This window comes from Bradyrhizobium vignae, assembly GCF_004114425.1.
In the GTDB taxonomy this organism is placed as follows: Bacteria; Pseudomonadota; Alphaproteobacteria; order Rhizobiales; family Xanthobacteraceae; genus Bradyrhizobium; species Bradyrhizobium vignae.
On record NZ_RDQF01000085.1, the window covers coordinates 1 to 22,796 of the forward strand.

Consider the following 22,796-nt stretch of genomic DNA (forward strand, 5'->3'; position numbering starts at 1 on the left):
GGCCGTCAAAGGCTGGCCGTCGCCCTGGCCTCAACTCCATCTCCGCTGCCGCCAGGCCACGCCTTGACGGCCGCAAGCACGGCGTCATGCTACCCTCAGCGATCGGGCGAATCTAATGGTTGCTACGGCACCGCGCCCTACACTTCCCGTCGGCTCAAGAACGCCAGCCGCTCGAACAGGTGCACGTCCTGCTCGTTCTTCAAGAGCGCGCCGTGCAGCGGCGGGATCAGTTTGCGCGGGTCGCGTTCGCGCAGCTGCTCGACGCTCATGTCCTCGTTGAGCAGCAGCTTGAGCCAGTCGAGCAGCTCCGAGGTCGATGGCTTCTTCTTCAGGCCCGGCACCTCGCGGACCTCGAAGAAGATGCGGAGCGCCTCCTCGACGAGGCGCTTCTTGATGCCGGGGAAGTGGACGTCGACGATGCGGCCCATCGTGTCGGCGTCGGGGAACTTGATGTAGTGGAAGAAGCAGCGGCGCAGGAACGCGTCCGGCAGCTCCTTCTCGTTGTTGGAGGTGATCATCATGATCGGGCGCTGCTTGGCCTTGATCGTCTCGCCGGTCTCGTAGACATGGAATTCCATGCGGTCGAGCTCGAGCAGGAGGTCGTTCGGGAATTCGATGTCGGCCTTGTCGATCTCGTCGATCAAGAGCACCGGGCGCTGCTCGCTGGTGAAGGCTTCCCACAGCTTGCCGCGCTTGATGTAGTTCCTGATGTCGGAGACGCGGGCATCGCCGAGCTGGCTGTCGCGCAGACGCGACACCGCGTCGTACTCGTACAGGCCCTGCTGCGCCTTGGTGGTGGACTTGATGTGCCAGGTCAGCAGCGGGGCGTTCAGCGCCTTCGCCACTTCCTCCGCCAGCACCGTCTTGCCGGTGCCGGGCTCGCCCTTCACCAGGAGCGGGCGCTCGAGCACGATCGAGGCATTGACGGCGACCTTGAGATCGTCGGTCGCAACATAGTCCTTGGTGCCGGTAAATTTCATCGCGCGTCCTTGTTGGTCGTCGTTCGAGGCATCGCCACTTTCATCGCCCCGGTCGCGACATGGGAACGGCCGCGTAGCGCGGCCGTTCCTGGTTCGGTCAGGCTTTCAGACCCGTCTTATCAGCGAAAGGATCACCAGCACAATCACCGCGCCGATCGTGGCGTCCACGATGGCGCCAACCGTGCCGGTGGCGAGCGCGATATGCAGCTGCGGCAGCACCCAGCTCGCGACCAGCGCGCCGATGATGCCGACGACGATGTTGCCGATCAGCCCAAATCCCGCCCCGTGGACAATCTTGCCCGCGAGCCAGCCTGCGATCGCGCCGATGATCAGCGCCGCGACAATTCCCATTGCAAACGTCCCCAAAACAACCCCTTGAGGCCGGCAATTCTAGAGCAAAAAGCCCTTTGGTCCATGCTGAATCACCGCGGTCGTGATCCTGCTTCGTCTCTCCCTATGGGCCCCTATGGGAGAGGTGAAGCGCCGCCCCTTGACGCCAGCCACCCGACGGGCAATCTGTCACCCATGTTCCTGCAATTCTTCACCTCTCTGCGCGATGCGCAGGTCCCCGTAACGCTGCGCGAATACCTCACGCTGATGGAGGCGCTCGACGCTGACCTCGCGGACTACACGGTCGAGAATTTCTACTATCTGTCGCGCGCTTCGCTCGTGAAGGACGAGCGAAATCTCGACAAGTTCGACCGCGTCTTCGGCACCGTTTTCAAGGGGCTGGAAAGCCTGCTCGACGCCATGGAGAAGGCCGAGATCCCCGAGGAATGGCTGAAGAAGCTCGCCGAGAAATACCTCACCGAGGAAGAGAAGAAGCAGATCGAGGCCATGGGCTGGGACAAGCTCATGGAGACGCTGAAAAAGCGCCTCGAGGAGCAGAAGGGCCGCCACCAGGGCGGCTCGAAGTGGATCGGCACCGCCGGCACTTCACCCTTTGGGGCCTACGGCTACAACCCCGAGGGCGTCCGCATCGGCCAGGAGAAGAACCGCAACAATCGCGCCGTGAAGGTGTGGGACAGGCGCGAGTTCAAGGATCTCGACGGCAATGTCGAGCTCGGCATCCGCAACATCAAGGTGGCGCTGCGGCGCCTGCGCAAATTCGCGCGCACCGGCGCGCCCGACGAGCTCGATCTCGACACCACCATTCGCGAGACCGCCAATCACGGCTATCTCGACGTGCACATGCGCCCCGAGCGCCGCAATGCGGTGAAGCTCTTGGTGTTCTTCGACATCGGCGGCTCCATGGACGCACATATCGAGCAGGTCGAGGAGCTGTTTTCGGCGGCCAAGAGCGAGTTCAAGCACATGGAGTATTTCTACTTCCACAACTGCCTCTATGAAGGCGTGTGGAAGCAGAACAAGCGCCGCTTCACCGACCGCACGCCGACCTGGGATGTGCTGCACAAATACCCGCACGACTACAAGGTCGTGTTCGTCGGCGACGCCTCGATGTCGCCTTACGAGATCATGGTGCCGGGCGGCTCGGTCGAGCACGTCAACGAGGAGCCGGGCTCGGTCTGGCTCGACCGCATCATCCGCACCTATCCGCACGCGGTGTGGCTGAACCCGGTGCAGCAGAAGCACTGGGACTATTCGGAATCCACCACCATCATCAAACGCATCTTCGCGGGCCGCATGTACCCGATCACGATCGAAGGCCTGGAAAGTGCGATGAAGGAATTGACGCATTAGCGCTGCTGTCATTCCGGGGCGCGTGCAGCGCGAATTCCGGAATCTCGAGGTTCCGGGTTCGCTCGCTTCGCGATCGCCCCGGAACGACGGAAGAAGAAGGGAAGACCCCATGCCCCAGACCATTACCCGCGGCATCAAGGCGCTGATCGACGAGGCCAATGCCGAGATCGAGACGCTGACCGCCAAGGACGCCATCGAGATCTCCAAGAACGGCGATGTCGTCATCGTCGACATCCGCGACCCCCGCGAGATCGAACGCGACGGCCGCATCCCCGGCGCCTTCGCCTGCACCCGCGGTATGCTCGAATTCTGGATTGACCCGCAGAGCCCCTACGCCAAGCCGATCTTCCAGGAGGACAAGAAGTTCGTCTTCCACTGCGCTGGCGGCCTGCGCTCCGCGCTCGCGGCCAAGACCGCGCAGGATATGGGGTTGAAGCCCGTCGCCCACATCGCCGGCGGCTACGCCGCCTGGCGTGACGCAGGTGGCCCGACCGAGCAATGGGAGCCGAAGAAGAAGGGGTGAGAAGTGCTGCGCTGTTGCGCCATTCTCCTCTGTCATTCCCCGCGAAAGCGGGGAATCGAGTACGCCGCGGCCTCTCGGCTCAATCACAACCGCCTCTGGAATACTGGATCGCCCGGTCAAGCCGGGCGATGACAGCGGAGTTCGATGCGCATTGCCTCAACTTCGGAACGACAAGAAAGACATCATATGACCGCCACCGACCCCCTCATCTCCACCGAATGGCTCGCCGCCCACATGGGCGATGCCAACATCAAGATTCTCGATGCCAGCTTCAAGCTGCCGGGCGTGCTGCCGCTGCCGAAGGACGACTATCTCGCCGCGCATCTGCCGGGCGCGGTGTTCTTCGACGTCGATGCGGTGTCGGATCATTCCAACCCGCTGCCGCACATGTATCCGAGCGCCGAGCAGTTCGGCCGCGACGTCGGCAATCTCGGCATCGGAAACAGCGACACGGTCGTGCTCTACGATGCCGGCGGCTGGGTTGCAGCGCCCCGCGCGTGGTGGATGTTCCTGGCCTTCGGCCACGGCAATGTGCGCATCCTCAATGGCGGCCTGAAGAAGTGGCGCGCCGAAGGGCGTCCGGTCGAGAGCGGCGAGGTGAAGCCCAAGCCTACGACGTTCAAGGCGAGTTATGATTCAAAACGCGTGCGCAGCATGCAGCAGCTCATCGCCAATCTCGAAAGCAGCAAGGAGCAGGTGATCGACGCGCGCGCCGCCGACCGTTTCGAGGGGCGCGCGCCGGAGCCGCGGCCGGGCATCCGCTCCGGCCACATCCCGGGCGCCCGCAACGTGCCCTACAATCTGCTGTTCGATGCCGCGACCGGTGAGATGAAGCCGCTCGACGATCTCCGCGCCGCCTTCACGAATGCCGGCGTCAAGCTCGACACGCCCATCGTGACGAGCTGCGGCTCCGGTGTGTCCGCGGGCGTGCTCACGCTCGCCCTCTATCGCCTGGGGATCACCGACACCGCGCTCTATGACGGCTCCTGGTCGGAATGGGGTCAGGCCGGCGGCCCGCCGATCGCGACCGGGCCGGCGTAGTCGCCACGATGACAGTGCGCTGCCTCGCCCCGTTCTTGCGGGGAGAGGTGAAGATCAGCGCGTGCGCGCCGTCGCCGTCGCAGTGAACGCCTGCGGCTGACCGAATGGATCGAGCTGCTGCTGCACCTGCTGAGGCGGTGGGCGGCGCACCACGCGGTGCCGCTTCTTCGCCTTCGCCTTGCGCTTGGCCGCCTTGCTGTCCGATGCGCTGCTGTCCGGCTTCTTGCTCTCGGCTTTGGCCTTCGCCGGCGCAGCCTTCACCGCCGTCGTCGCCGGATCGTTCAGCACGGCCAGCTTCGCGGAGGCGGTATCAACCGCCGGGGAGGCGAGGGCGGCAGTGGGCTCGGGCGGCGCCGGCTCGCTGTTCGTTGCGGCGGGCTGGGCCGCTGCAATCGACGCCGTGGTGTCGGCCGGGGTGAGCGTGTCGGTGGCCGTTGGCGGTGCAGCCTCTACCGTCGCTTCGGGCTCAGCTGGTTCGACAGCCGGGACTTCAGCCAGAGGCGCGGTGGCCTGCGGCTGAACGGCGGTCTCGGTGGCCAGCGCGGCCACCTGTTCGGGCTCGCTCGCCGGCAATCCAATGGTCGGCACCTGGTCACGCAGCGATAGCGTGGTCTCGGCGGGCACCTCCGGCTCGGCCCGCAATACCGCGAGCACCGGCTGGGCCGGTTCGGGGCTCTGCGCAAACACCTGCTCCTGCGGCCCGTTCCGCCAGGAGGGGTTGCTGACATACTGCTGATGGGTCGCCCGCAGCAGCGCGGCGGCACCTAGGCCGAACACCAGGATGGAGGTTGACAGCAGGATCGCGGCAAACAGGAAGCGAAAGCCGGGAAGCATCGAGCGATTGCGAATTTCCGCCCCGGCGGCGAGGTGGCCGGGGCCAAAGAGCCATCTGAACGCGGTGACGGTACTGCTTGCCGCGTTCGCCACGCGGATCCGAGCTCAAAAGGTGGCGAATCAGGCTGATTCGACCATATCGCAACGCTTCGGCATCGTTCTGTTAAAATCGCGGCCGAACATCGCGGCAATTGATGCCGCGATACGATTTCAGCCCCGTGATGCAACGGGGCAACGGTAGTCTTGCGGATCACAAATCGGCCAATCCGGCGCAAATAAGCCCGATATGTCTTGAATGTGCCGCTATCTTCCGTCATCTGGCCGTTAACGGTCCGATCGGGCTTGGGGACTATACAAGAGCGATGATGATCAAACACTTTCTGACGATATGCGCTGCCGCGACAGTCGCTGCGGCGGGGACCTCGCTCGCTCAGGCTCAGAGCTATCCGGTCCAGCAGGCGCCAGGTTATGGTACCCCGGCCGAATATCGGCCCGGCGACCGCATGCCGAATTTCGACGCGCTGGACGAAGACGACGAGGCGATGCCGCAGGCTTCGCTGCCGCCGCCCGGTCCGGCTGACGATCCGCGCTACGGCCGCCCGGCCGGCGCCCCTCCGGTCTATTCGGCCGCCCCGCCGCAGGGGCCGGTGATGTCGCCGGATGATCCGCGTTATGGCCGTCCGGCTGGCGCTCCGCCGGTCTATTCGGCGGCGCCGCCCCAGGGCCCCGTGATGTCGCCCGACGATCCCCGCTATGGCCGGCCCGCCGGTCCGCCGCCGGTGATCTACGCCGACCGTCCGGCTCAGGCGCCGGCCAACGATGGCCTGCGTCCGCCGGAGGCAGTCGGTGGTCCGGCCGCGACCGGAGCGGTGCAGTCCGGCCAGCCGCCTGTTGGCGCCGACGGCCGGCCGATGACGGTTGCCTCGCTGCCACCCGAGGAGCAGCCGGATGCTGCGCCGGCGCAGCTGCCGCCGAATCTACGCCGCCAGGAAGTTGCGTTCCAGACCAAGGAGCCGGCCGGCACCATCGTGGTCGATACGCCCAACACCTACCTCTATTACGTGCTCGGCAACGGCCGCGCGGTCCGCTACGGCGTCCGCGTCGGGCGCGACGGCTTCACCTGGACTGGCGTGCAGAAGATCACCCGCAAGGCCGAGTGGCCGGATTGGCATCCGCCGACCGAGATGATTGAGCGTCAGCCCTACCTGCCGCGCTTCATGGCCGGCGGCCCCGGCAATCCGCTTGGCGCCCGCGCGATGTATCTCGGCTCGACCGTCTATCGCATCCACGGCACCAACCAGCCTTCGACGATCGGCAAATTCGTGTCCTCCGGCTGCATCGGCATGCTGAACGAGGACGTCTCGGACCTGTTCGACCGCGTCAAGGTCGGCACCCGCGTGGTGGTGCTGCCGGGCGGCCCGTCGCCGGGAACGGCGACTGCGTCCGCTGCGCCGACCCCCGGTGCCGCCGGTCCGGCTCCGATGGCCGCGCAGGCCGGTCCGGTGCCCGGCACCCAGCCGACGGTGGTGCCGCCGCTCCCCGCGCCGGTGACGGTGCGCTAAACCGGCTCGCAGAACCGACCAATCGGCGGCGCGTGTGCTTTGGCCACGCGCCGCACTCATTTGACGCATGCTCGTTCGCGCCTCCGCTCGCTTGAATCCACGCCCGGCCCGACTACGTCCCGGCTGATTGCAGCGAATGCGAGGAGCACAGGATGCGAATCTTTGTTGCGGGCGCCACTGGCGCCGTGGGCCGTCAGCTCGTCCCTCTCCTTCTTGCCAGCGGCCACTCGGTCGTCGCTTCGACGCGGAGCGCGGCGAAAACGGGCATGCTCGAGAATTTCGGCGCCGAACCCGTCATTGCCGACGGCCTCGACGCGGCGGACATGCGCGCGGCCGTAATCGCGGCAAGGCCTGATGTGGTCATCCATCAGATGACCGATCTAGCCGCCGCCACGGATCTGCGGCATTTCGATCGCGCGTTCGCGCGGACCAACGAGTTGCGGACCCGCGGAATCGACATTCTGCTCGCGGCCGCGCGAGAGGCCGGTGCCAAGCGCTTCATTGCACAGAGCTTCTGTGGCTGGACCTTCAGCCGCGATGGCGGAGCGATCAAGACGGAAGCGGACGAACTTGAGCCGAATCCTCCGGAAGAATTGCGGCGTACACTCGAGGCGATCCGGTATCTGGAGCGAACCGTACGGCATCGTCTGCACCCGAAGGCATCGTGTTGCGCTACGGATTCTTCTATGGCCCGGAAACCGGCACGCTGTCGCCGGCGATGCAAGATCAGCTTCGCCGGCGGCGAGTGCCGGTTATCGGCGATGGCGGCGGACATTGGTCGTTCATTCACACCGAAGACGCTGCGTCAGCGACCGTGGCTGCGGTCGAGCGCGGACGCGCTGGCAACATCTACAACATCGTCGACGACCATCCGGCACTGGTCAGGGATTGGCTGCCGGCGCTCGCCGAGTTCCTTGACGCCAAACCCCCGCTTCACGTTCCGGCGTGGCTCGGGCGACTGCTTGCGGGCGAACACATGGTTGCGATGATGACCGAGGTGCGCGGGGCCTCCAATGCCAAGGCCAAGCGCGAGCTCGGTTGGCTGCCGGCCCATCCCTCCTGGCGAGACGGCTTCGTCGACGCTGCGAGGCATTCCGCGGTCCATCGCACGGCGGCTTGAGCTTCTATGTGAGGGAGCGATGACGGTTGATCCCCGGCCTCATCGCGTTTCAGGCAAGCCGCCGCGGCAGCTCGCTGCCCCTGGTCCAGGCGTCGATCGCCTCGACCATCTGGCCGTAATGGATGCGCAATCCATCGGTGGTGGCGTAGCCGAGATGCGGCGTCAGCACGAGATTGTCGAGCTTGCGAAAGGGATGGCCGGCCGGCAGCGGTTCGATCGAGAACACGTCCAAGCCGGCGCCCGCGATCTGGCGCTGCTGCAGCGCCTCGAGCAGCGCTTGCTCGTCCACGATCGGCCCACGCGCGGTGTTGACGAGGAAGGCCGTCGGCTTCATCCGCGCGAGATCGGCGCGGCTGACGAGGCCACGCGAACGCTCGCTCAGCACCACGTGGATGGTGACGATGTCGGCCTTGGCGAACAGCTCCTCCTTGGTAGCGTAGCCGACGCCGACTTCCCTGCACTTCTCGGGCGTGAGATTCGGGCTCCAGGCGATCACGTTCATGCCGAACGCCTTCGCGATCCCAGCCATCTTGCTGCCGAGCTTGCCGAGCCCGACGATGCCGAGCGTCATCCCCTCGATCTCGACGCCGGCAAAGCTCTGCCAGGGCTCGCCGGCATGCATGCGTGCATTCTCGCGGCCGATGCCGCGGGTCAGCTCCAGGATCAGGCCCATGGCGAGCGGCGCGGTCGGATCGCGGGAATATTGGGTGCCGCCCACGGCCACATTGCGCGTTTTCGCAGCCTCCATATCGATGGAAGCGTTGCGCATGCCTGAGGTCAGCAGCAGCTTCAGCTTCGGCAGGCTCTCAAACAGGCTCTTGGGAAACGCGGTGCGCTCGCGCATCGCGCAGACGATCTCGAAATCGGCCAGTGCGCTGGCTGCCGCCTGCTCGGAGGCGAAGGGGTGGCTGAACACGGTGACGTCAAGGCGGTCGGATAGTTTCGGCCAGTCGGCGACATCGAGAGCGAGGTTGAAATAGTCGTCGAGAATTGCACAGCGCAGCCGCGTCATCAGCGTTCATCCATGGCGAGAGGTGACGGCGCGAGCGGGGCGCCTTCGTCGGAACCGGACCATGGTTGCGCGTAATGAGGACGGCGCGCAAGCCGCCGAGGTCTTCAAAAGTCCGACAGGAAAGAGGGGATCAACGGTCGCGGGGCTTCAGGCGGAACGGCGCATCCATGCCGTGCTTGGCGCGCCAGGCCGGGCCGGGGCCGCGCATGTAGTGCAGCTCGGGCCGATACGGGTTGAAGGCGGTGGTGACGAAACGCTTCCAGAAGGCTTTGATCTCCGAGGCGAACCCGGAGACGTGCCCGGCTGCCGCCGGAACAGGAAGAGAGTTGGTCTCGATCAGAGCCATGATGCGGCCTCGCTGTGCTGCCCGTTCGTTCTGAGCGGGTGGCGCTGTTTCCGCGCGAAACCGAGCTTTGGCCTGCTTTATTAAAAAATGGTTTCAATTGTCCGGATCGGTGGCCGGATGGTGTCCGTCCCGTATTCATCCGTGGTGAACGGACGGAAAACGTTGCCCTTTGGGGGCGGGATCGTTACATCGGCGGCAAGCAAATTTCCTCAAATCGAAGGTTTCACGGGACCGATGGCGCGCCAGTTCATCTATTTCATGCAGGGCCTGACCAAGAGCTACCCGACCCGGAAGGTGCTCGACAATATTCACCTGAGCTTCTATCCGGACGCCAAGATCGGCGTGCTCGGCGTCAACGGGTCGGGTAAGTCGACCCTGCTCAAGATCATGGCTGGCCTCGACAAGGAATACACCGGCGAGGCCTGGGTCGCCGAGGGTGCCCGCGTCGGCTATCTCGAGCAGGAGCCGCAGCTCGATCCCAAGCTGACCGTGCGCGAGAATGTCATGCAGGGTGTCGCCAAGCAGAAGGCGATCCTCGACCGCTATAACGAGCTCGCCGTCAACTATTCGGACGAGACCGCCGAGGAGATGACCAAGCTTCAGGACGAGATCGAGGCGCAGGGCCTGTGGGATCTCGACAGCAAGGTCGACCAGGCCATGGACGCGCTGCGCTGTCCACCCGACGACGCCGACGTGACCAAACTCTCCGGCGGTGAGCGCCGCCGCGTCGCGCTGTGCCGCCTCTTGCTCGACCAGCCCGAGCTCCTGCTGCTGGACGAGCCGACCAACCATCTCGACGCGGAATCCGTATCGTGGCTGGAAGGGCACCTGCGCAACTATCCCGGTGCGATCCTGATCGTCACCCACGATCGCTACTTCCTCGACAACGTCACGGGCTGGATCCTCGAGCTCGACCGCGGTCGCGGCATCCCCTATGAGGGCAACTACTCCTCCTGGCTGGTGCAGAAGCAGAAGCGGCTTGAACAGGAGGGCCGCGAGGACGCTGCGCACCAGAAGACGCTGGCCCGCGAGCAGGAATGGGTGGCGTCCTCGCCGAAGGCGCGCCAGGCCAAGTCGAAGGCGCGTTATCAGCGCTATGAGGAGCTGCTCAAGAAGGCGAGCGAGAAGCAGACCCAGACCGCGCAGATCATCATCCCGGTCGCCGAGCGGCTCGGCACCAACGTGGTGGACTTCGAAGGGCTCAGCAAAGGTTTTGGCGATCGTCTCCTGATCGACAATCTCACGTTCAAGCTGCCGCCGGGCGGCATCGTCGGCGTGATCGGTGCCAACGGTGCCGGTAAGACCACGCTGTTCAGGATGATCACCGGCCAGGAGCAGCCGGACTCCGGCACAATCACGATCGGTGAGACCGTGCATCTCGGCTATGTCGACCAGTCGCGCGACGCACTCGACGGCAAGAAGACCGTGTGGGAAGAAATTTCCGGCGGCAACGAGCTGATCCTGCTCGGCAAGAAGGAAGTGAACTCGCGCGGCTATTGCTCGGCGTTCAACTTCAAGGGCGCGGACCAGCAGAAGAAGGTCGGCGCGCTCTCCGGCGGTGAACGCAACCGCGTGCATCTCGCCAAGATGCTGAAGTCCGGTGCCAACGTACTGCTGCTCGACGAGCCGACGAACGATCTCGACGTCGACACGCTGCGCGCGCTCGAGGAGGCACTGGAGGACTTCGCCGGCTGCGCCGTCATCATCAGCCACGATCGCTGGTTCCTCGACCGCATCGCGACCCACATCCTGGCCTTCGAAGGCGACAGCCATGTCGAATGGTTCGAGGGCAACTTCCAGGACTACGAGAAGGACAAGATGCGCCGGCTCGGCCAGGACAGCATCATCCCGCATCGCGTGAAGTACAAAAAGCTGACGCGGTGATCCCGGCATGATGCGGCGGGCGCTCATCGCGGCCGCGATCGTCGTCACCTGCGGCTGGTCGTCCGCCCACGCTGCCGACGCGGCCTTCACGCAGTTCGTTGATTCGCTCTGGCCGGAGGCGCAGGCGGCCGGCGTCTCGCGCGCGACATTCGAGCGTGAGACGCGCGGGCTCGAGCCCGACTACAAGCTGCCCGATCTGATCCTGCCCGGACGGCCCGCGACCGGCGCGCCCTCGCAGGCCGAGTTCGTGCAGGTCCCGGCCGACTACGTCAAGGAAGCTTCGATCGCGCGGCTGGCCGGCGAGGGACAGCGACTGCTGCAGAAATATGGCACGGCACTGACCGGGATCGAGAGAAGCTCCGGCGTGCCTGCCACCGTCATGCTCGCGATCTGGGGCCGTGAGACCGATTATGGCCGCTACACGCTGCCCTACGATCTCGTCCGCGTGCTGGCGACGCAGGCTTATGTCGGCCGCCGCAAGGACCAGTATCGCAACGAATTCGTCCTCGCGCTGAAGATCCTGGGAGAAGGCGTGGTGACGCGCAAGGACATGCGTTCGTCCTGGGCCGGTGCCACCGGGCTGACGCAGTTCCTGCCCTCGGAATACTACAAGCATGGCGTCGACTTCGACGGCGACGGCCGTATCGATATCTGGCACTCCGTGCCGGATGCGCTGGCCTCGGCCGCGCAGCAGCTCGTCAACAAGGGCTGGCAAAGCGGCCTGCGCTGGGCCTATGAGGTGCAGGCGCCGGCGAACGTCGATTGCACGGTTGGCGCGCCGGAGGTGACGAAGCCGATCGGCCAGTGGCTGCGCGAAGGTTTTGTGCCGGTGCGTGGGCAAAAGCTCAGCGCGGCCGAGCAGGCCCAGCCAGCCTCGCTGCTCCAGCCGGAGGGCATCTACGGCCCGTCGTTCCTGACCACGAAGAACTACTTCGTTATCAAGGAATACAATTTCTCCGATCTCTACGTGCTGTTCGTCGGCCATCTCAGCGACCGCATGATGAGCCCGCTGCCGTTTGCAACGCCCTGGTCGGCGTCCAAGCAGTTGCGCACCAAGGATGTCGAGACCATGCAGCGCGGGCTGACGCGTATCGGGCTCTACAGGGACAAGATCGACGGCAAGGCCGGCATGCAGACACGCGCAGCGCTCGGCGCCTATCAGAAGTCGGCGGGTTTGAAGGTCGATTGCTGGCCCAGCGAAGAGGTGCTGCGCTCGATCCAGGCTGCGCGATAGCAGAGCAGCAAAAGAAAAAGCCCGGCCGAGATGCTCGGCCGGGCTTCGATCGCGGCGCGCGCGTAACGATCAGATCAGTAACAAACGCGGACCGGGCGGACGACCCAGCCGTAACCGTCCCAATATCGCTCACGACGCCAGTAGCAGGGCGGGGGCGGCGGGCCGGGCTCGGCGACATAGACGGGGCCGCCATAGGCGGGACGGCTCGACGCAATGGCGCCGCCGACGATCGCGCCGCCGATCAGGCCAGCCGCGATGCCGGCACCGACGTCACCGGCTTTGGCAGGCGGGGTGGCGGTCACCAGCGAACCGGCAACCGTCGCAACCGTGAGGGCGGCAACTAAAGTCTTCTTCATGCTCAGGGCTCTCCTGGGAGATGGGCTCCCCTTGTTAGAGGTGCCCGGGTTTCAAAGGTTCACGCACACTCTGATGGAATTGGCCGTTGGGCTAGCAAGCGCGCAAATGGTCAATCCACGGTAAACGCACACGGAGCTGTGACGAGAAAAAGCGGTCTTTTTCGGGCTCCGAGATGAACGGCCCATCCGTGGTGAGCCGGTCCTGGCGACTTAGCCACAGACTCTGACACGGCGGACGCGCCAGGCATAGCCGTCCCAGAAGCGCTGCTTCTGCCAGACGCAGCCGCCGTAATAGTCGTCGGCAACATAGCCCGGGCCCGGTGCGTAGTAGCGCGGCGGGTAGTAGCCTGGTTCATAATAGCCATAGCCGGGTCCGTAGTAATACGGAGAGGCAAGCGCGCCACCGACAATCGCGCCGCCGATGATCCCGGCGGCCACGCCCGCGGCGACGCCGCGCTGGGCATGGGCGGGTGTTCCGGCCGTCAGCGCCAGGGTGGCGACGGCGGCAACTGCCAGGAGCGACTTCTTCATCGGCTTGACCTTTTCGCACAATCACGCGGGAACTCTTTGGGAGCAGAGTTCCACAATTGGGAGCAGAGTTCCACAATTCGCTTGAATGATCAATGAACGGCGCCTTCGCCGGCGACGACCAATTGACATGGACGCAACTCCGCCAAGGAGACGATGATGGGCAACGCGATGGTCAATGCATTGATTGCTGCCGGAATCGTCTTCGCGATCGGCTACGGCTGGTTCATCCACCTCCAGAATCGCGGACGGCGCTCCCGCGCAGCGGCCGGTAGCGATGGAGGGAGCAGCGGCAGCGACAGTTATTCCGGGACGAGTGACGGCTTCTCGCTGGGAAGCTGGTTCTCCAGCGACAACTTGGGGAGCGCGACTGACGGCGGCAGTTGTTCCAGCAGCGATGGCGGCAGCAGCGGCGGGGATTGCGGAGGTGGCGGCGATGGTGGAGGAGGCGGAGGTGGCGATTAGAACCCCCGCAATCTTGATCCAGCGCAACAGCTCGTTTTAGAGCCGTTCTAGGCTGTCGACCGGGCCAGTTTGGAATAGCTTCAAATACCAGTTTTTCCTTTTGCATCCGGCCAGCCTGTTAAATATCGATGATGGCGCATCACCGAAGGACCTTCCGCTTCCATGATCGTTTGTTCCTGTAACGTGCTGAGCGATGATGATATCCGCGCCGCCGTCGCCGAGTCCGAGGACGCCGTGCGCCATGCCAAGCAGGTCTACGGATGCCTCGGCTGTAGCGCCGAATGCGGTCGCTGTGCCCGGACCATCAAGACGATCATCGACGAAGCCCTCGGCCCCTGCGCCCAGTCCTGTTGCGCCGGCTGTCCTCATAGCCACACCGTGCCTGCCAATGACGAGACGGCCGAACCCGCGCAGTTCGCCCTCGCAGCCTGCTAAAAACTTCCACAACACCGGCTGAGCTTTCCCCCGGCTGCGTCCGCGTGGCTGGTTGCTCTCGTCCGCGAAGTCATTTAGAAGCGTTCTAAATTCGGTTAGGGCCGATTTGGACTGCGAAAGCTGGAGTGAACCATGCAGGGCGACGCAAAGGTCATCGACTATCTCAACAAGGCGCTGCGTCACGAGTTGACTGCGATCAATCAGTACTGGCTGCACTACCGCTTCCTCGACAATTGGGGCCTGCTCGACATGGCCAAGGTCTGGCGCAAGGAGTCCATCGAGGAGATGGAGCACGCCGACAAGCTCACTGAGCGTATCCTGTTCTTCGACGGCTTTCCGAACATGCAGGTGCTCGATCCCCTGCGCATCGGCCAGAATGTCAAGGAGATCATCGAGTGCGACCTCGCCGCCGAGATGAGCGCCCGGGCGCTCTATCAAGAAGCGGCGACCTACTGCCACAGCGTCAAGGACTACGTCACGCGCGACCTGTTCGAGAAGCTGATGAGCGACGAGGAGCACCACATCGACTTCCTCGAAACCCAGCTCGATCTGATCGGTCGCATCGGCCTCGAGCTCTACACCCAGAAGCACGTCGGCGGGCTCGAGGGCGACGGGCATTAAGCTCCGGCCCGGCTCCCTCCATTCGTCATGGCCGGGGCCTTGACCCGGCCATCCAGGTATTGCCGCACGACGAAGACGTGGATGCCCGGGACAAGCCCGGGAATGACGGACTTCTAAAGCGCGATGAGATTTGGATGAATCGTCATCGCGCTTTAGCTTGTGTTTACGCATGATCTTTCCGGAAAACCGCTTCGCACTTTTCCGGATCATGCCTTAGCTACAGCTGCGTCTTGTAGATTTCTTCAACGGTCTCCTGGCTCGCCGGTTCGCCGAGGCCGGTCTGATCGTGAATGACGGTGACGATGCTCGGCATCACCGAGCGCTGCACCTTCTCCGACGACCACAGCTTCGAGCGCATCAGCGCCTTGCCGCAATGGAAATAGACCTCGCTGACCGCGACATTCAACACCGCGCGCGGAGGCTTGCCGAATTCCACCATCGAGGCGAGCAGTTCCGGGTCAGCCGACAGCGTGCCGCGTCCGCCGACGCGCAGCGTCTCGTCGATGCCCGGCACGAAGAACAAGAGGTGCACGAAGCCCGAGCCTTCGACCACGTTGCGGAAACTGTCGATGCGGTTGTTGCCGGAGCGGTCGGGCATCAGCAGCTGGTTGGGGCCGGCGACGCGGACGAAGCCGATGCCGCCGCCGCGCGGCGAAGCGTCGACGCTCCCGTCCGCTCCCGATGTCGCGAGCACGCAGAACGGCGACATCTCGATGAATTTCTTCGCATGCGCATCGATCGCGGGCCGTGCCTTCGCGATCACGCGCGGGCTCGGCTTGGCATAGATGGTGGCGAGGTCTTCGGCGCTCAGATCGTTCAACGGCGTGCCTCCGCTTCAGTTTGGCCGAAGCTATCCGATCAGGCGCGTTCAGCCAACGAGATCAAACGCGCTAAACTGCGTCCGCCGGCACGAAGCAGCTGATAATGACGGCACCGCGGTGATGGACGTACCACACCACGGCCTGCCCGACCGGGTTGCCGCGATCGCGAATGATGGCGCGCTCAGGCACCTCGATCCATTGTCCATCGATCGGTACCCAATAGGCGCCGCCGCGCACGTCGTAGTCGGTGCGATGGCCGTCGGAGATGTCGCAGCAGGGCACGCCATTCGGCGCGATCACGCTCTTGAACCAGGCGCGGATATCCGGCGGAACGTGATCATATTGCCCGTTGTCGAATGCGAACGCGGCGCTCGTCAGCGCCGTCATTGCAGCCAGCCAAATGCACAGTGCCAGCCTGTGCATGATCCTCCTCGTCGCGTCTTGCCATTCGCGCATGATTCGTCCGCGCGCCGATTCGACTGTTAAGACGATTAAGCCCGAGCTGTCAGCGCATTGCATGCTCAAATAATATGCGGCGGCGGAGCGCCGCATATGATGCATTGCGATATGGGCGTGTTCTTGGTGATCCCTACATCGCGCGCTGCGGCGCGGATTGCAGCAATTGCCTGACATGCTCGGCGTAGAATTTGGCGTTGCTCGTGGTGCCGTGGCCGCGCGTCTCGGTGCTCGCCGGGATCAGGTACAGGCGCCCGTTCTTGACCCGCTTCATGGCGGCATCCGTGATTCCGGTCTCCGGCGGGTTGCGTTCGTCGTCGGCGGAATTGATCAGCAGCAGCGACGCTTCGATTGCCTCCAGCTTCTCTGAGGCATTGTAGTCGTGCGAGGACTCCCACTGATAGACGAAGTCGTTGGCATCCGCCGTGATCGGCGCTGCAAGACGCTCGTCGACCATCTTGTCGGCCTTGGCCGCGGTCGGCGCCTGCGATTGATAGGCGAGCGTCCCGCCGATGCTCGCGATGCCGTACGCCGTGATGGCGTATTTCATCATGCGCGGCTGGCTGGTGTAATTGCCGCCATTGTAGTCGGGATCGTTGCGGATGGTGTCGAGCATGATCCGCCGCAGCATCCAGTTGCGCGACGCCATCTCGGTCGGCTGCGAGGCCATCGGGATCAGTGCGTCCATCGCGTCCGGATATTTCTCGCCCCACAGCCAGGTGTGCATGCCGCCCATCGAATTGCCGATCACGAGCCGCAAATGCTTGATGCCGAGGCCTTCCGTCACCAGGCGATATTGCGCCTCGACCATGTCGTCGTAGTTGTATTTCGGGAAGCTCGTCTTCAGTCCGTCGGACGGCTTCGACGATTTGCCGTGGCCGACATTGTCGGGAATGATGATGTAATATTTGGAAGCGTCGAGCGGCTGCCCCGCGCCGAACAGCTCGCCGGCAAAGGAGGGAGTCAGCATGCCCGCACCCGAGCCGCCTGTTCCGTGCAGCACCAGCACCGGTTGGCCTGAGGGCTCGCCGACAGTGGTGTAGTGCAGCTTCAGTTCCGGCATGATCTCGCCGGTGTGGAACTTGAAATCCCTGGCGATCCAGTCTCCCTGCTTTGGGGGCGGGTAATCGGCGGACAAGACCGGTGTGGAGATAGCCAGCGTCGAAAGGGACAGCAGGATGGCAGACAGCGCCGCGCGACAAGCTCTCATGTTCATTTCCCCCATGCGGCTCATGGTCGGCGGCCGCGTTGCGGTGGAATTTAGCAGAAGTCTGGGGAGGGATGTAGGATTTCGGCTCGGCCGATCGTCTTTCAGGCTGACACCGGGAGATCCTGCATGTGCCGCAACATCAAGACACTATTCAACTTCGAGCCGCCCGCGACGGAGGATGAGATCCATGCCAGCGCGCTGCAGTTCGTGCGAAAGCTGTCGGGGTTCAACAAGCCGTCGCAGGTGAACGAGGTGGCGTTCGAGCGTGCGGTGGCCGAGGTCTCTGAGGCCGCACGAAAACTCCTGACGTCGCTGCATACGCATGCGCCGGCGCGCGACCGCGAGGTTGAGGCGGAAAAGGCGAAGGAACGCTCAAGGCTGCGCTTCGGCTCGTGAGCGCGAGCAACGCGTTCCGTGATCTGGCTCACGGTATCTGCTGCGTCAACTTGCGATGCTGGCGGCCGGGGTTTTGATCGCCCGGAGCACGACCATGAGCCGCCCCCTTCTTCCTTTGAAAGCAGGTGCCATCGTCTTCACGATGCTATGGACCGCGTGGATGATGTGGTGGAGCGGCTCGTTCTCGAGCGCACACGTGATCATCCTCGGCCTGTGCGGCGCGGCGGTGGGCTATCTCTGGTATCGCGCCATGCGCTGGCAGTTCGAGCGCATGGGCATGCTGCCGCGGCCTGAGAACCGGTCGAAATAGCCTCGCCCGCTAGCCCTTGGGAGCGTGCTTCTTCTTTTTCTTCTTCTTCGTCTTCTTGTGATCTTCGCCGTCATCGCTCTCGTCATCGACGATTGCCTCGCCGGTTTCCTGGACGGCGGCCTCGAGCGCATCGCGCTCGGCGGCTTCGCGTTCGCGCTGGCGGCGGCGTTCGTCCCAGGCGTCGAAGAGCTGGTCGAGCCACGGCAGCACTTGCTCGATCGATGGCTATTGGCCGGGCGGACCCGGCTCGCCGCGCGCGCCTTGCGGCCCCGCCGGCCCCTGCGGTCCGAGAGGTCCCTGTGGTCCGGCGGCTCCGCGTGGGCCGGCTTCGCCCTGCTTGCCTTGCGGACCGGGCTTGCCAGGCGGGCCGGCCTTGCCGATCGGTCCCGGCTTGCCCTGCGGCCCCGGCTTGCCGCGCGCCCCGTCGGGGCCGCGCCGGCCCGGATGACCCTGCGGTCCAGGCCGTCCCGGCTCGCCTTGCCGCCCGCGCGGGCCCGGAGGTCCCTGCCGTCGTCCCTGATCGTCTGCCACGCCACTGCTCCCTGCACCCGAAGCAAGCTACTTAGCGGCGTTTGACGACAGCAGCAATTCTGCGCGCGTGAGATCGGTCAACATCAATCGGCACGCCGTCGCACGTGCTAGTCTTGATAGGCTGGCACGTCGATGCCGGAGGCGGCATAGAGCCTGATCTTGTTGCGCAGCGTGCGCACCGACAGGCCGAGCACGCGCGAGGCGCGCGTGCGGTTGCCGTCGCAGCGCGCCAGCGTCTGGAGCACGAGCTCACGTTCGACCTCGTCGACGGTGGCGCCGATCAGAAGCGGAACGATCTGGTTTGGAGCAAGGAACTGTGCGTCCGGCTCGGACGCAGCGACGTGAACAGTGGTCATCAACACCTCCCGACCAACGCCCGCTTCCATCGTTGGAAGCGGATCGAGAACCAACGACCCCCAAGCCGTAGATCCACGGTGGTCGGGTTTGGTTAATGAAGGGTTAACCGGGGACGATCGCACCAATTGACCTCAGGAATGCCGCGAAGCCGCCGCGATTGGTGGGAGATGCATCGCGATGCGGACCTATCTCGTGCCGATCACGCGTGTGATGCCCGCGCAAACGTGCATCACAGCAGATGCGGATGGGTGAGTCGTGCCTCACACCGTGCGATACCCGCCGTCCACCATCACGATCGTTCCGGTGACATAGGCCGACATATCCGAGGCGAGGAAGATCGCAGGTCCCACGATGTCCTCCGCCTTGCCGGTGCGCGCCAGCGGGGTGTGGTCGACGAAGGCCTGCACCAGCGCCGGATTGGTCGCGCGCACATTGGCGTTGATGTTGGTCTCGATGAAGCCCGGCCCGATCGCGTTGACGCGCACGCCCTCCTTGCCGAGCTCGACCGCGAGCGCCTTGGTGAAGCCGAGCACGCCGTGCTTCGAGGTGGTGTAGGCCGCCGAGCTCGGCGTGCGCAGATGCACGAAGGACTGGATCGAGCCGATATTGACGATGCGGCCCTTGCTGGCGCGCAAGGGGGCGAGGAACGCCTGCGTCATGTTGAAGATGCCGTTGAGGTTGAGCGAGATGATGTCGTTCCAGTCCTTCGCCACCGTCTCGGTCTCCGCGGTGAAGGCGTTGCGGCGGGTGATGCCGGCATTGTTGACGAGGATCGACACCTGTCCGACCTTGCCTTCGACCTGCTTCGCCAGCGCGAAGCAATCCTCGCGCCGGGTCACGTCGAGCGCAAAGCTTTCGGCCTTGCCGCCCGATGTTCGGATCTCCTGCGCGGCCTCTGCCACCGTCTCGGCGTTGACGTCGAGCAGCACGACCTCGGCGCCCTCGCGCGCATATCCGGCGGCGATCGCCCGGCCGATGCCGGAGCCGGCACCCGTGACGACGGCGATGTGGTTTGCGAGCAAGGCCATGACATATTCCTCCCGATTTCTTTTCGAAGTTTCACGAAAAGCTAACTCGAAATTAAGGGGTCGGAAACGGCGGCCTTGGCATACTGATCTTCATTGCTACACGTTGCGCGCATGATGGAACGGCTCGACTCCTGGAAACTCGCTCTGGAACGCCTTCGGTCGGCGCACTCGCCCGATTGGGCGGAGGCCGGCCGGCTGCTGGCGGAGATCGCGCGGATGAGCGGCGACCTCACGCTGCGCCAGGCCGCCGAGCAGGCGCTTCCGGTGCTGCGCCAGGCCGTGGACAATGACGAGCACGGCGTGATGCTGGCGGCCCAGCGCCGTCTCGGTGTGGTGCTCGATGTCGTGCATGATCTGAGTGTCCCGCGCTTCGGCCGCCGCAACGCCATGCCGAAACAGCTGTCCAGCGAGGATCGCGCCCGCAAGATGCTCGGCCTGCCGCTCGCCGTGCAGCTCACCTGCGAGGAAATCAACCGGGCCTATCGCCGCGCCGCCAAGGGCCTGCATCCCGACCAGGGCGGCAGCGCGGACGCCTTCATCGACCTCGCCGACGCGCGCGACATCCTGATTCATCCCGGCGCGCACAAGGACGCGTGAGCGCGCGTCAGCTCCCGCTTGCGCAACACAAAAAAACCGGGCGAGGATGCGAGTCCTTGCCCGGCTCTTCGTCCGCCGATCGAATGGTTACCAGCTGCAGTGGCCGTTCTTCAGCGCGGAATCCTTCACCGCGAGCGCGTCGATGAAGGTCGGCACGGTCGCGCTGGCGCGGTGATAGCCGGCCGGCCACGGTGTGGTCGGGATGCTCTCGTCCCAGATCTGGCAGAAGCCGGTGTCGTGCCAGCGGATCAGATGATAGCTGGCTTCGGCAGGGCTCGCAGCGACGAACGCAGTGACGGCGAGACCGGCGGCAGCGCACAGCATGGAAAGACGACGCATGATCAGCTCCTCAAAATGAATGATGTGATGCGCCTCCCGACAATGACGGGAGGAGGGTGCGGGACGCCTTTGGGGGATGCGCCCCGGACAAGATGTGAGTAGCGGCTCGCGCTGATCGGGTTCAAACAAGGCGGGCAGGAAAAGACGAGGGCGGATCGCTCGCGCGACCCGCCCTTGAAATGCGATCTCCTGCCTGAGCTCAGAGCGTGCAGCGGCGCTCGGCGCGCATCTGGATCTGGAGGTCGGAGGCCTGCTGGAAGGTCGGGAGCGGCTTGCTGACGACCTTGTAGGTCGACACCCCAATCTGGAACGGCTTGTACTGCAGGTCCTCGTTCCAGACCTGGCAGATGCCGGTGTTGTCCCAGCGGATCACGTAATAGCCGACCTTCGCGGATGCGGGCACGGCGAACACGGAACTAGCAATGCCGGCAACGGCACAGAGCGCGAAAACGCGACGCATGAAGTATCTCCTTGTGGGGAAGTGGGATCTGAAAATTCGTGCGGTAAAAGCAGGTCCTTTGCAAGCCGGGGAGCCGCCGTTCACGGACATGTCAGCTGCTCCCCAAGCATTTGGTTTGGCCGCGTGCCCGACAAGCAACACGCTCACCGCGCCAGTGACGCGACTGCCTCGATCTCGATCAGCATCTTCGGATCGGGCAGCGCGTGCACCACGCACGTTGTCCGCGCCGGGTAGGGCGGCGGGCCGAAGGCGCCGGCATAGAGCGCGTTCATGACGGCGACATCCGAGGCGCGGGTCAGCAGCACGTTGACCTTGACGAGATCGTGCGTGCCGGCGCCGGCCTCGCCCAGCACACGCTTGATGTTGACCACGACGTTGGCGAACTGCGCCTCGAAACCGTCGGGCAGCGCGCCATTGGCATCGAAGCCGGGAATGCCGGAGACGAACAGGAGGTCGCCGACGCGCGTCGCAAACGACAGCGGCGGCGCCTTGACGTGCGGCGGGGGCGCGAAATGCTGGATCGGCATGGGCTCACCTCAGGAAGGGCTAAGACCTATGAGCGTAACGGCAGGAGCGGCGCGCTCCAAACAAAAAGTACGAAAACAACCCCATGCACAGTAGCGATCGTGCGGAGATCATTAGGATTTTTAAAATTCGGAAAGAGCGAAATAATCAACTTGCTCCGTCGGGCAAAACAGGAGCAAGATGGCATCGTGGCGGTTGGCGTGCTGTGCAGTGCTTCGCCTCTCCCCCGCGCGGCCCGCCCGCGGTGAGAGGACGGGCCATTGACCCCGTCATTGCGAGGAGCTCTTGCGACGAAGCAATCCAGGCTGGCTCCGCGGCGAACATTCTGGATCGCTGCGCTCGCAGTGACGGAGAACGAGGCTATCCGGGGCGCGCAGCCGCACCCCATCATGTTGCCGCCGCGATCGATCGGATAGATTCGCTGCGTCTGATTCGATTCCCCCCCCTTGAAAAACAGCCCCCGGAGACCCCATGAAGCTCGCATCCACCTTTCGCGCCGCATGCCTCGCCATTGCCGCGCTGGCCGGCCTCTCGACCGCGGCACAGGCCGACAGCGGCTTCGTGACGCTGACGATCTACAAGGCGGGCTGGATCATCGGCGGGTCGGGCGGCTCGGGCGTGCTCAACTTCCGCGGCCGCAGCTACGGGCTTTCCACCGGCGGCCTCGACTACGGCCTCGTGTTCGGGGGATCCAAGACCGTGCTGCGCGGCCGCGTCTCCAACATCAACCGCCCCTCCGACGTCGCCGGCGTCTACGGCGCCGCCGGTGCGGGCCTTGCGGTCGGCTCCGGCGCCCGCGCCATCGTGCTGACCAACCAGAAGGGCGCGGTGCTGGAGCTGACGGGCACGCAGGTTGGGCTGATGGCGAATGCGGATCTCAGCGGGCTTGCGATCACGATGCGGTAGGGCACGGTGCGGTAGGATGGCAAAGGCGCGCAAGCGCCGTGCCCACCATTCCTCTCCTGTGTTCGCGGTGACGAAGTTGGTAGGCACGCTCCGCTTTGCCCACCCTTGTTTTAGCGCACCGGACTAGAATGGCCTCGTTCCGTGAGGAATGGCCCAGCTCGGGTGGCCGCCCGAGCTGGGCTGCCGATCGATCGGATCGATGCCCACCGAAGCCTTGA

General features: G+C 64.6%; 29 protein-coding genes and 3 pseudogenes. 16 read left to right on the forward strand and 16 right to left on the reverse strand.

The window, feature by feature from the left end; translation table 11 throughout:
- Positions 1-137 precede the first annotated feature (137 nt).
- The gene (locus EAV90_RS36535; protein WP_091879457.1) at positions 138-980 is read right to left on the reverse strand and encodes an AAA family ATPase; all 843 of its coding nucleotides are present in this window, start codon (positions 978-980) and stop codon (positions 138-140) included.
- A gap of 105 nt (positions 981-1,085) precedes the next feature.
- Positions 1,086-1,331 carry a GlsB/YeaQ/YmgE family stress response membrane protein gene (locus EAV90_RS36540; RefSeq protein ID WP_129146197.1) on the reverse strand — a complete coding sequence of 82 codons (246 nt, stop codon included), beginning with the start codon at positions 1,329-1,331 and terminating at the stop codon, positions 1,086-1,088.
- Between the two features lie 174 nt (positions 1,332-1,505).
- On the opposite strand from EAV90_RS36540, the gene EAV90_RS36545 reads away from it, so the two are divergent.
- The 3 genes from EAV90_RS36545 (at position 1,506) to sseA (ending at position 4,245) form a co-directional block, all read left to right on the forward strand.
- On the forward strand, positions 1,506-2,681 hold the full coding sequence (locus EAV90_RS36545; RefSeq protein WP_122401902.1) for a vWA domain-containing protein: 1,176 nt from the start codon (positions 1,506-1,508) through the stop codon (positions 2,679-2,681).
- A gap of 109 nt (positions 2,682-2,790) precedes the next feature.
- Positions 2,791-3,204, forward strand: a complete 414-nt coding sequence (locus tag EAV90_RS36550) for a rhodanese-like domain-containing protein (RefSeq protein ID WP_018641027.1) — start codon at positions 2,791-2,793, stop codon at positions 3,202-3,204.
- A gap of 186 nt (positions 3,205-3,390) precedes the next feature.
- Positions 3,391-4,245: a 3-mercaptopyruvate sulfurtransferase gene (gene sseA, locus EAV90_RS36555; protein ID WP_129146198.1), complete on the forward strand. Its 855-nt coding sequence runs from the start codon at positions 3,391-3,393 to the stop codon at positions 4,243-4,245.
- 54 nt (positions 4,246-4,299) lie between these two features.
- On the opposite strand, the gene EAV90_RS36560 is transcribed toward sseA, so the two are convergent.
- On the reverse strand, positions 4,300-5,079 hold the full coding sequence (locus EAV90_RS36560; protein ID WP_164937262.1) for a hypothetical protein: 780 nt from the start codon (positions 5,077-5,079) through the stop codon (positions 4,300-4,302).
- Positions 5,080-5,444: 365 nt separating this feature from the next.
- Between EAV90_RS36560 and EAV90_RS36565 the strand changes: the two genes are divergently transcribed.
- The 4 genes and pseudogenes from EAV90_RS36565 to EAV90_RS40995 all read left to right on the forward strand — a co-directional run bounded on the left by EAV90_RS36565 (position 5,445) and on the right by EAV90_RS40995 (position 7,761).
- Complete coding sequence (locus tag EAV90_RS36565; protein WP_164937261.1) at positions 5,445-6,641, forward strand: L,D-transpeptidase family protein; 1,197 nt, start codon at positions 5,445-5,447, stop codon at positions 6,639-6,641.
- Positions 6,642-6,793: 152 nt separating this feature from the next.
- Positions 6,794-7,222, forward strand: a pseudogene (locus EAV90_RS36570) (NAD-dependent epimerase/dehydratase family protein); the annotation flags it as partial.
- Between the two features lie 83 nt (positions 7,223-7,305).
- Positions 7,306-7,440, forward strand: a pseudogene (locus EAV90_RS41340) (NAD(P)-dependent oxidoreductase); the annotation flags it as partial.
- Between the two features lie 177 nt (positions 7,441-7,617).
- A complete protein-coding gene (locus EAV90_RS40995; RefSeq protein WP_245509708.1) occupies positions 7,618-7,761 on the forward strand; it encodes a hypothetical protein in 144 nt (47 codons plus the stop codon).
- Positions 7,762-7,810: 49 nt separating this feature from the next.
- On the opposite strand, the gene EAV90_RS36575 is transcribed toward EAV90_RS40995, so the two are convergent.
- Both EAV90_RS36575 and EAV90_RS36580 read right to left on the reverse strand, forming a co-directional pair.
- Positions 7,811-8,773: a D-2-hydroxyacid dehydrogenase family protein gene (locus tag EAV90_RS36575; RefSeq protein WP_122401907.1), complete on the reverse strand. Its 963-nt coding sequence runs from the start codon at positions 8,771-8,773 to the stop codon at positions 7,811-7,813.
- A 130-nt stretch (positions 8,774-8,903) separates the two neighbouring features.
- Positions 8,904-9,119 (reverse strand): hypothetical protein, encoded by a 216-nt coding sequence (locus EAV90_RS36580; protein WP_122401908.1) that lies wholly within the window; start codon positions 9,117-9,119, stop codon positions 8,904-8,906.
- A gap of 234 nt (positions 9,120-9,353) precedes the next feature.
- Between EAV90_RS36580 and ettA the strand changes: the two genes are divergently transcribed.
- A complete protein-coding gene (ettA, locus tag EAV90_RS36585) occupies positions 9,354-11,003 on the forward strand; it encodes an energy-dependent translational throttle protein EttA (RefSeq protein WP_129146201.1) in 1,650 nt (549 codons plus the stop codon).
- A 7-nt stretch (positions 11,004-11,010) separates the two neighbouring features.
- Positions 11,011-12,237, forward strand: a complete 1,227-nt coding sequence (locus tag EAV90_RS36590) for a lytic murein transglycosylase (RefSeq protein ID WP_129146202.1) — start codon at positions 11,011-11,013, stop codon at positions 12,235-12,237.
- A 74-nt stretch (positions 12,238-12,311) separates the two neighbouring features.
- Here the strand turns inward: EAV90_RS36590 and EAV90_RS36595 are convergent, their stop codons facing one another.
- Both EAV90_RS36595 and EAV90_RS36600 read right to left on the reverse strand, forming a co-directional pair.
- Entirely contained in the window at positions 12,312-12,593 is a 282-nt protein-coding gene (locus tag EAV90_RS36595; RefSeq protein ID WP_122401911.1) for a hypothetical protein, read from the reverse strand.
- Positions 12,594-12,803: 210 nt separating this feature from the next.
- A complete protein-coding gene (locus tag EAV90_RS36600) occupies positions 12,804-13,124 on the reverse strand; it encodes a hypothetical protein (protein ID WP_129146203.1) in 321 nt (106 codons plus the stop codon).
- Positions 13,125-13,277: 153 nt separating this feature from the next.
- Between EAV90_RS36600 and EAV90_RS36605 the strand changes: the two genes are divergently transcribed.
- The 3 genes from EAV90_RS36605 to bfr all read left to right on the forward strand — a co-directional run bounded on the left by EAV90_RS36605 (position 13,278) and on the right by bfr (position 14,642).
- The gene (locus tag EAV90_RS36605; RefSeq protein ID WP_122401912.1) at positions 13,278-13,586 is read left to right on the forward strand and encodes a hypothetical protein; all 309 of its coding nucleotides are present in this window, start codon (positions 13,278-13,280) and stop codon (positions 13,584-13,586) included.
- A 162-nt stretch (positions 13,587-13,748) separates the two neighbouring features.
- Complete coding sequence (locus EAV90_RS36610) at positions 13,749-14,021, forward strand: (2Fe-2S)-binding protein (RefSeq protein ID WP_122401913.1); 273 nt, start codon at positions 13,749-13,751, stop codon at positions 14,019-14,021.
- A 132-nt stretch (positions 14,022-14,153) separates the two neighbouring features.
- Positions 14,154-14,642 carry a bacterioferritin gene (gene bfr / locus EAV90_RS36615; RefSeq protein ID WP_025034463.1) on the forward strand — a complete coding sequence of 163 codons (489 nt, stop codon included), beginning with the start codon at positions 14,154-14,156 and terminating at the stop codon, positions 14,640-14,642.
- A 217-nt stretch (positions 14,643-14,859) separates the two neighbouring features.
- Here the strand turns inward: bfr and EAV90_RS36620 are convergent, their stop codons facing one another.
- The 3 genes from EAV90_RS36620 to EAV90_RS36630 form a co-directional block, all read right to left on the reverse strand.
- Positions 14,860-15,462: an MSMEG_1061 family FMN-dependent PPOX-type flavoprotein gene (locus EAV90_RS36620; RefSeq protein WP_122401914.1), complete on the reverse strand. Its 603-nt coding sequence runs from the start codon at positions 15,460-15,462 to the stop codon at positions 14,860-14,862.
- Between the two features lie 70 nt (positions 15,463-15,532).
- Positions 15,533-15,886 carry a hypothetical protein gene (locus EAV90_RS36625; protein WP_122406499.1) on the reverse strand — a complete coding sequence of 118 codons (354 nt, stop codon included), beginning with the start codon at positions 15,884-15,886 and terminating at the stop codon, positions 15,533-15,535.
- Between the two features lie 166 nt (positions 15,887-16,052).
- On the reverse strand, positions 16,053-17,129 hold the full coding sequence (locus EAV90_RS36630; protein WP_122406500.1) for an alpha/beta fold hydrolase: 1,077 nt from the start codon (positions 17,127-17,129) through the stop codon (positions 16,053-16,055).
- A gap of 126 nt (positions 17,130-17,255) precedes the next feature.
- Between EAV90_RS36630 and EAV90_RS36635 the strand changes: the two genes are divergently transcribed.
- Together EAV90_RS36635 and EAV90_RS36640 are read left to right on the forward strand one after the other, a co-directional pair.
- Positions 17,256-17,525 carry a DUF2277 domain-containing protein gene (locus EAV90_RS36635; protein ID WP_122401915.1) on the forward strand — a complete coding sequence of 90 codons (270 nt, stop codon included), beginning with the start codon at positions 17,256-17,258 and terminating at the stop codon, positions 17,523-17,525.
- A 94-nt stretch (positions 17,526-17,619) separates the two neighbouring features.
- Positions 17,620-17,835: a hypothetical protein gene (locus tag EAV90_RS36640; protein WP_122406501.1), complete on the forward strand. Its 216-nt coding sequence runs from the start codon at positions 17,620-17,622 to the stop codon at positions 17,833-17,835.
- Between the two features lie 9 nt (positions 17,836-17,844).
- On the opposite strand, the pseudogene EAV90_RS36645 reads toward EAV90_RS36640, so the two are convergent.
- From EAV90_RS36645 to EAV90_RS36655, 3 genes and pseudogenes are all read right to left on the reverse strand, one after another.
- Positions 17,845-18,366 (reverse strand): annotated as a pseudogene (locus EAV90_RS36645) (collagen-like protein).
- Positions 18,367-18,473: 107 nt separating this feature from the next.
- Positions 18,474-18,722, reverse strand: a complete 249-nt coding sequence (locus EAV90_RS36650; RefSeq protein WP_027572640.1) for a helix-turn-helix domain-containing protein — start codon at positions 18,720-18,722, stop codon at positions 18,474-18,476.
- A 261-nt stretch (positions 18,723-18,983) separates the two neighbouring features.
- A complete protein-coding gene (locus EAV90_RS36655) occupies positions 18,984-19,751 on the reverse strand; it encodes an SDR family NAD(P)-dependent oxidoreductase (protein WP_129146204.1) in 768 nt (255 codons plus the stop codon).
- Positions 19,752-19,862: 111 nt separating this feature from the next.
- Between EAV90_RS36655 and EAV90_RS36660 the strand changes: the two genes are divergently transcribed.
- The gene (locus tag EAV90_RS36660; protein ID WP_129146205.1) at positions 19,863-20,348 is read left to right on the forward strand and encodes a J domain-containing protein; all 486 of its coding nucleotides are present in this window, start codon (positions 19,863-19,865) and stop codon (positions 20,346-20,348) included.
- An 87-nt stretch (positions 20,349-20,435) separates the two neighbouring features.
- Here EAV90_RS36660 and EAV90_RS36665 read toward each other — a convergent pair whose 3' ends face one another.
- The 3 genes from EAV90_RS36665 to EAV90_RS36675 form a co-directional block, all read right to left on the reverse strand.
- Positions 20,436-20,687, reverse strand: coding sequence for a hypothetical protein (locus EAV90_RS36665; protein ID WP_129146206.1), 252 nt, complete (start codon positions 20,685-20,687; stop codon positions 20,436-20,438).
- A 199-nt stretch (positions 20,688-20,886) separates the two neighbouring features.
- Positions 20,887-21,147, reverse strand: coding sequence for a hypothetical protein (locus EAV90_RS36670; protein ID WP_129146207.1), 261 nt, complete (start codon positions 21,145-21,147; stop codon positions 20,887-20,889).
- Positions 21,148-21,290: 143 nt separating this feature from the next.
- Positions 21,291-21,674, reverse strand: a complete 384-nt coding sequence (locus EAV90_RS36675; protein ID WP_129146208.1) for a RidA family protein — start codon at positions 21,672-21,674, stop codon at positions 21,291-21,293.
- A 469-nt stretch (positions 21,675-22,143) separates the two neighbouring features.
- Between EAV90_RS36675 and EAV90_RS36680 the strand changes: the two genes are divergently transcribed.
- Positions 22,144-22,578: a hypothetical protein gene (locus EAV90_RS36680; RefSeq protein ID WP_129146209.1), complete on the forward strand. Its 435-nt coding sequence runs from the start codon at positions 22,144-22,146 to the stop codon at positions 22,576-22,578.
- Positions 22,579-22,796: the final 218 nt, after the last annotated feature.

What these genes read in the sequence shown, in the direction of transcription:
- EAV90_RS36535 (WP_091879457.1), bottom strand. Translation starts at nt 980, where the DNA reads ATGAAATTTACCGGCACCAAGGACTATGTTGCGACCGACGATCTCAAG.
- EAV90_RS36540 (WP_129146197.1), bottom strand. Translation starts at nt 1,331, where the DNA reads ATGGGAATTGTCGCGGCGCTGATCATCGGCGCGATCGCAGGCTGGCTC.
- EAV90_RS36545 (WP_122401902.1), top strand. Translation starts at nt 1,506, where the DNA reads ATGTTCCTGCAATTCTTCACCTCTCTGCGCGATGCGCAGGTCCCCGTA.
- EAV90_RS36550 (WP_018641027.1), top strand. Translation starts at nt 2,791, where the DNA reads ATGCCCCAGACCATTACCCGCGGCATCAAGGCGCTGATCGACGAGGCC.
- sseA (WP_129146198.1), top strand. Translation starts at nt 3,391, where the DNA reads ATGACCGCCACCGACCCCCTCATCTCCACCGAATGGCTCGCCGCCCAC.
- EAV90_RS36560 (WP_164937262.1), bottom strand. Translation starts at nt 5,079, where the DNA reads ATGCTTCCCGGCTTTCGCTTCCTGTTTGCCGCGATCCTGCTGTCAACC.
- EAV90_RS36565 (WP_164937261.1), top strand. Translation starts at nt 5,445, where the DNA reads ATGATCAAACACTTTCTGACGATATGCGCTGCCGCGACAGTCGCTGCG.
- EAV90_RS40995 (WP_245509708.1), top strand. Translation starts at nt 7,618, where the DNA reads ATGGTTGCGATGATGACCGAGGTGCGCGGGGCCTCCAATGCCAAGGCC.
- EAV90_RS36575 (WP_122401907.1), bottom strand. Translation starts at nt 8,773, where the DNA reads ATGACGCGGCTGCGCTGTGCAATTCTCGACGACTATTTCAACCTCGCT.
- EAV90_RS36580 (WP_122401908.1), bottom strand. Translation starts at nt 9,119, where the DNA reads ATGGCTCTGATCGAGACCAACTCTCTTCCTGTTCCGGCGGCAGCCGGG.
- ettA (WP_129146201.1), top strand. Translation starts at nt 9,354, where the DNA reads ATGGCGCGCCAGTTCATCTATTTCATGCAGGGCCTGACCAAGAGCTAC.
- EAV90_RS36590 (WP_129146202.1), top strand. Translation starts at nt 11,011, where the DNA reads ATGATGCGGCGGGCGCTCATCGCGGCCGCGATCGTCGTCACCTGCGGC.
- EAV90_RS36595 (WP_122401911.1), bottom strand. Translation starts at nt 12,593, where the DNA reads ATGAAGAAGACTTTAGTTGCCGCCCTCACGGTTGCGACGGTTGCCGGT.
- EAV90_RS36600 (WP_129146203.1), bottom strand. Translation starts at nt 13,124, where the DNA reads ATGAAGAAGTCGCTCCTGGCAGTTGCCGCCGTCGCCACCCTGGCGCTG.
- EAV90_RS36605 (WP_122401912.1), top strand. Translation starts at nt 13,278, where the DNA reads ATGATGGGCAACGCGATGGTCAATGCATTGATTGCTGCCGGAATCGTC.
- EAV90_RS36610 (WP_122401913.1), top strand. Translation starts at nt 13,749, where the DNA reads ATGATCGTTTGTTCCTGTAACGTGCTGAGCGATGATGATATCCGCGCC.
- bfr (WP_025034463.1), top strand. Translation starts at nt 14,154, where the DNA reads ATGCAGGGCGACGCAAAGGTCATCGACTATCTCAACAAGGCGCTGCGT.
- EAV90_RS36625 (WP_122406499.1), bottom strand. Translation starts at nt 15,886, where the DNA reads ATGCACAGGCTGGCACTGTGCATTTGGCTGGCTGCAATGACGGCGCTG.
- EAV90_RS36630 (WP_122406500.1), bottom strand. Translation starts at nt 17,129, where the DNA reads ATGAGAGCTTGTCGCGCGGCGCTGTCTGCCATCCTGCTGTCCCTTTCG.
- EAV90_RS36635 (WP_122401915.1), top strand. Translation starts at nt 17,256, where the DNA reads ATGTGCCGCAACATCAAGACACTATTCAACTTCGAGCCGCCCGCGACG.
- EAV90_RS36640 (WP_122406501.1), top strand. Translation starts at nt 17,620, where the DNA reads ATGAGCCGCCCCCTTCTTCCTTTGAAAGCAGGTGCCATCGTCTTCACG.
- EAV90_RS36650 (WP_027572640.1), bottom strand. Translation starts at nt 18,722, where the DNA reads ATGACCACTGTTCACGTCGCTGCGTCCGAGCCGGACGCACAGTTCCTT.
- EAV90_RS36655 (WP_129146204.1), bottom strand. Translation starts at nt 19,751, where the DNA reads ATGGCCTTGCTCGCAAACCACATCGCCGTCGTCACGGGTGCCGGCTCC.
- EAV90_RS36660 (WP_129146205.1), top strand. Translation starts at nt 19,863, where the DNA reads ATGATGGAACGGCTCGACTCCTGGAAACTCGCTCTGGAACGCCTTCGG.
- EAV90_RS36665 (WP_129146206.1), bottom strand. Translation starts at nt 20,687, where the DNA reads ATGCGTCGTCTTTCCATGCTGTGCGCTGCCGCCGGTCTCGCCGTCACT.
- EAV90_RS36670 (WP_129146207.1), bottom strand. Translation starts at nt 21,147, where the DNA reads ATGCGTCGCGTTTTCGCGCTCTGTGCCGTTGCCGGCATTGCTAGTTCC.
- EAV90_RS36675 (WP_129146208.1), bottom strand. Translation starts at nt 21,674, where the DNA reads ATGCCGATCCAGCATTTCGCGCCCCCGCCGCACGTCAAGGCGCCGCCG.
- EAV90_RS36680 (WP_129146209.1), top strand. Translation starts at nt 22,144, where the DNA reads ATGAAGCTCGCATCCACCTTTCGCGCCGCATGCCTCGCCATTGCCGCG.